This window comes from Paenibacillus sp. sgz302164 (assembly GCF_056120505.1).
The window spans coordinates 1-3,405 of sequence record NZ_JBVYOL010000005.1; the positions used below are offsets into that span (position 1 = coordinate 1).

4 protein-coding genes are annotated in these 3,405 nt (G+C 57.4%); all 4 read right to left on the minus strand.

Annotation, left to right across the window (positions count from 1 at the left end):
- Window positions 1-369 precede the first annotated feature (369 nt).
- On the minus strand, window positions 370-639 hold the full coding sequence (locus AC0LWT_RS09795; RefSeq protein WP_474681052.1) for a hypothetical protein: 270 nt from the start codon (window positions 637-639) through the stop codon (window positions 370-372).
- A gap of 438 nt (window positions 640-1,077) precedes the next feature.
- Window positions 1,078-1,647, minus strand: a complete 570-nt coding sequence (locus tag AC0LWT_RS09800) for a 5' nucleotidase, NT5C type (protein ID WP_474681053.1) — start codon at window positions 1,645-1,647, stop codon at window positions 1,078-1,080.
- Between the two features lie 18 nt (window positions 1,648-1,665).
- Window positions 1,666-2,601, minus strand: coding sequence for a glutaminase A (gene glsA, locus AC0LWT_RS09805; protein WP_474681054.1), 936 nt, complete (start codon window positions 2,599-2,601; stop codon window positions 1,666-1,668).
- A 46-nt stretch (window positions 2,602-2,647) separates the two neighbouring features.
- Window positions 2,648-3,405, minus strand: a 758-nt coding sequence (locus AC0LWT_RS09810) for an MFS transporter (protein WP_474681055.1), incomplete at its 5' end; no start/stop codon positions are given.

Below are 3,405 nucleotides of genomic sequence, written 5' to 3' on the forward strand. Positions count from 1 at the left end.
AGGAGATTTTTTAATTATCCGCCAGACAAAAAGCATCAATAAAATACAGTTTTAGGAACATTTTGAAACAAATTTTTCATGTCAGGTTTGATGCAAAGCTAGTGCACTTTTGCAGGCTTTTCATCAAAACTGGCCGATTCGGCTCCAAAAGCCTGCACTTTCGCAGGCTTCTCGCTCTTGTGGTCGGCTACCAGTCGCCAGCTCCCGGGTTCCCGGTTCCCGGGCCCGGGTTACTGGACTACTGGGTTACTGGGTTACCGGCCCCCAAGGCTGCTGCTGGCGCAGATGAGAAACCCACGAAAACTGCCCGCCGGTGCTGAAGTAGCTGCTTCACTGGGAGCAGGAAATCTGCAAAACCGCACTCTTGTGCTAGTGCACCCACTTCTTAGAGGCCAGGATATCTGCAAAAGCGAGATTGTTGAATAGTTTTGCCGCTAGCGGCAGCTCATCACTTGACCGTGCCAAGAAAACCTGCAAAAGTACATCTTTTTGCTCGTTGGCACGCCTGTAGCAGAAAATTCCTGCAAATCTGCAGGCTTTTTCGCTCATTCCTGAGCTTTGGCGCATTATGAGCGGGAATTCCTGCACTTTTGCAGGCTTTTCATCAAAACTGGCCGATTCGGCTCCAAAAGCCTGCACTTTCGCAGGTTTTTTGCTCTTGCGGTCGGCTACCAGTCGCCGGCTCCCGGTTTCTCGGTTCCCGGGCCCGGGCTACTGGGCTACCGTCCCCCCTGGCTGCTGCTGGCGCAGATGAGAAATCCACGAAATCCGCCCGCTGGTGCTGAAGTAGCTGCTTCAGTAGGAGCAGGAAATCTGCAAAAACTGCCCGGTTCCCGGGCTACTGGCTCTCGGACCCCAGACCCGCGGGCTCCCGGACCCAAGATCCTCGGGGTGCTCCCCTAAGGTACCGGCCTCCAGGACCCTCGGGCTCCGCCCCTACAGGCCAACATCCCCTCGGCCGCCACCCCCTCAGCTGCCGCCATCCCGGCCTCCCGGCGGCCGCCCCCAAAAAAAACCTCCCGCTCAAACCGCGGCGGGTTTGAGTGGGAGGCGGGTCGGGCGCGATCAGGCTCGGCTTCACGAGGATTGCTTCACGATATCCCGCAGTTCATGCCAGGATACGATCCGCGGTATGTCCAAATGCTTGTTGTACGGGTTATCTTTGGCATACACACGTGCGGTCGAATCCGCCAAAGTGTCGAGCACGGCAGGCTTGTCGTCAAAATAATAATCCAAGCCCAATTCGTGGATAATGTGCACTTTTTCCGTATCGTTCATACCGCAAAAAAAGCGGCCTTCACCGACGGGAAAACGGTTTCGAACGAGCCACGCCTTCGTCCGCTCGCAGTGCTCCGCGGGTCTTGCCGTGATGTAGTACACTTCGTGGCCCTGGGCGTCCAGCTCCTGCAGCACCTCGACGGCATGCGGAAATGGCGGGCAATCGGTATAATAAATTTCGTCGCGGGAGCTCGACCACATCTGCCGGCCTTCCTCCAGCGTTAATCCGAATGCGTCATGGATCGCCAGCGTAGGCAAAGCGTTAAAAACGTCCAATCCGACATTTCGGCCGAGCTTCCGGTTGTATATATGAAAGGCGTATTCTCTCAAGTTAATCAGCGTGTCATCGATGTCGAATCCCAGTTTCATACGCGCACCCCCGTTTCTTTAAAACATGCTCCAGTCAAAACGCTGCGAGAGCGTCTCGAGCAAATGCACCCCGGCCACGCTGTTGCCTTTGCCGTTCAGCGCGGGCCCGACAACCCCGATGCCGTAGCGGCCCGGCACCAACGTCAGGATGCCTCCCGACACGCCGCTCTTGGCCGGAAGACCGACGCCGATCGCAAATTCGCCCGAGGCGTTGTACATGCCGCATGTGATCATGAACGTTTTGGCGATCTGCACGTAGCGCCGCGGAATGACTTCGCGGCCTGTCGCCGGGTCCGTCCCGCCGCAGGCGAGCAGAAGCGCCATCTGCGCAACGTCCCTGCACGTCGCTTCAATCGAGCAATGGCGGAAGTAGACGTCCAGTACTTCCTCGACGTCGCCGTCCATCACGCCGTTGTCTTTGAGAAAATACGCCAAGGACCGGTTCCGGTGCGCCGAGGCGGCTTCCGAGCGGTACACCTCGCGGTTCACATCGATGTCAGGGTTTTGCGTCAACCGGCGGAAAAATTGCAAAATGCGCGCCGACTTTTCCTCCGGATCGCTTCCCTTGATCAGCGAAGAAATGGCAATCGCCCCGGCGTTGATCAGCGGATTAAACGGAATGCCCGGCTCCACGAGCTCCAGCTTGAGCATCGAATTGAAATCGTCGCCGGTCGGCTCTTTGCCCACCTTGGCGAACACTTCCTCCTCGCCGCAATCCATCAGCGCCAAAATGAGCGTAAACACCTTGGAAATGCTTTGCAGAGTGAACGCAAGCTCCGCATCGCCCTCCGAGACGGACTGCCCCGTCCGGTCCAAAATGCAAATGCCAAGCGCATCCTCCGGCGCCTTCGCAAGCTCAGGGATGTAAGCCGCCACCGAACCTTCCGCGGAACGGGCACGGCTCCTTTTTACGGCTTCGGGCAAAAAAGCTTTGATCAAGTTCAACTCATCCATCACTTATCCGTCCTTTCGACACGGCCCAATCCTTATGCTGCACAGCCTATGATGCAGGCTCATAACGCCCTTCCTTCATCGAAGAGCGCCTGTACCATAATAACACGGCCAGAGAGCAAATGCTGACAAAAAATAATATTAAATATACGTGCTTGTAAGCCGTACTGACCGTTACCCCGGTTTGAACCGCCAGCAGAAGGCCGCAGACCGCCACGGAAAAAGAGCCCCCGAAAAATTGGATCAGCTGCATCAGACCCATGCCGGAGCCGATCATTTGCTGCGGCAATATGCGCGACGTTTCATTGTTGAGCGAAGCGATCGTTGCCGAAAAAGCCGGCGAGAAGCACAGATAGCCGCATAGAACGACAGCCGGAGAGGCAGCCAGATCGGCGGCGAAAAAAAGCAGCACGGCGGCCAAAATGCCGTGTCCGAGCAGCAAAAACAGCTGATTGCCGTACCGGTCGATCCAGTGGCCGACAAAGCGGGTCAAAAAAGCCGACAAAATCGCCCCGGGCGCAATCAGCAGGCCGATTGTCAGCGCCGACTTGCCGAACAGGTTGGCGAGCGCGAGCGGCATGAGGAACAGATTGCCGAGGTTGAGCACCAGGATGCAGAAGCCGACTGCGGACAGCTTCAAATACGCCGGTTTCTTCAGCAGCGCGGCGTTGATGAACGATGCCTTCGCCCGGCGGAGGTGCCAGCCGTGTGCGGCCAGCGACAACAAGCTGGCCCCGAACCAGACCCATGAGCGCTGCGTAACGGCCGTCAGCAGCGTCGCGGGGGGGGGGGGAGGGGCCGACCCAA

Coding starts and splice junctions, on each gene's coding strand:
- AC0LWT_RS09800 (WP_474681053.1), bottom strand. CDS start 1,647: ATGAAACTGGGATTCGACATCGATGACACGCTGATTAACTTGAGAGAA.
- glsA (WP_474681054.1), bottom strand. CDS start 2,601: ATGGATGAGTTGAACTTGATCAAAGCTTTTTTGCCCGAAGCCGTAAAA.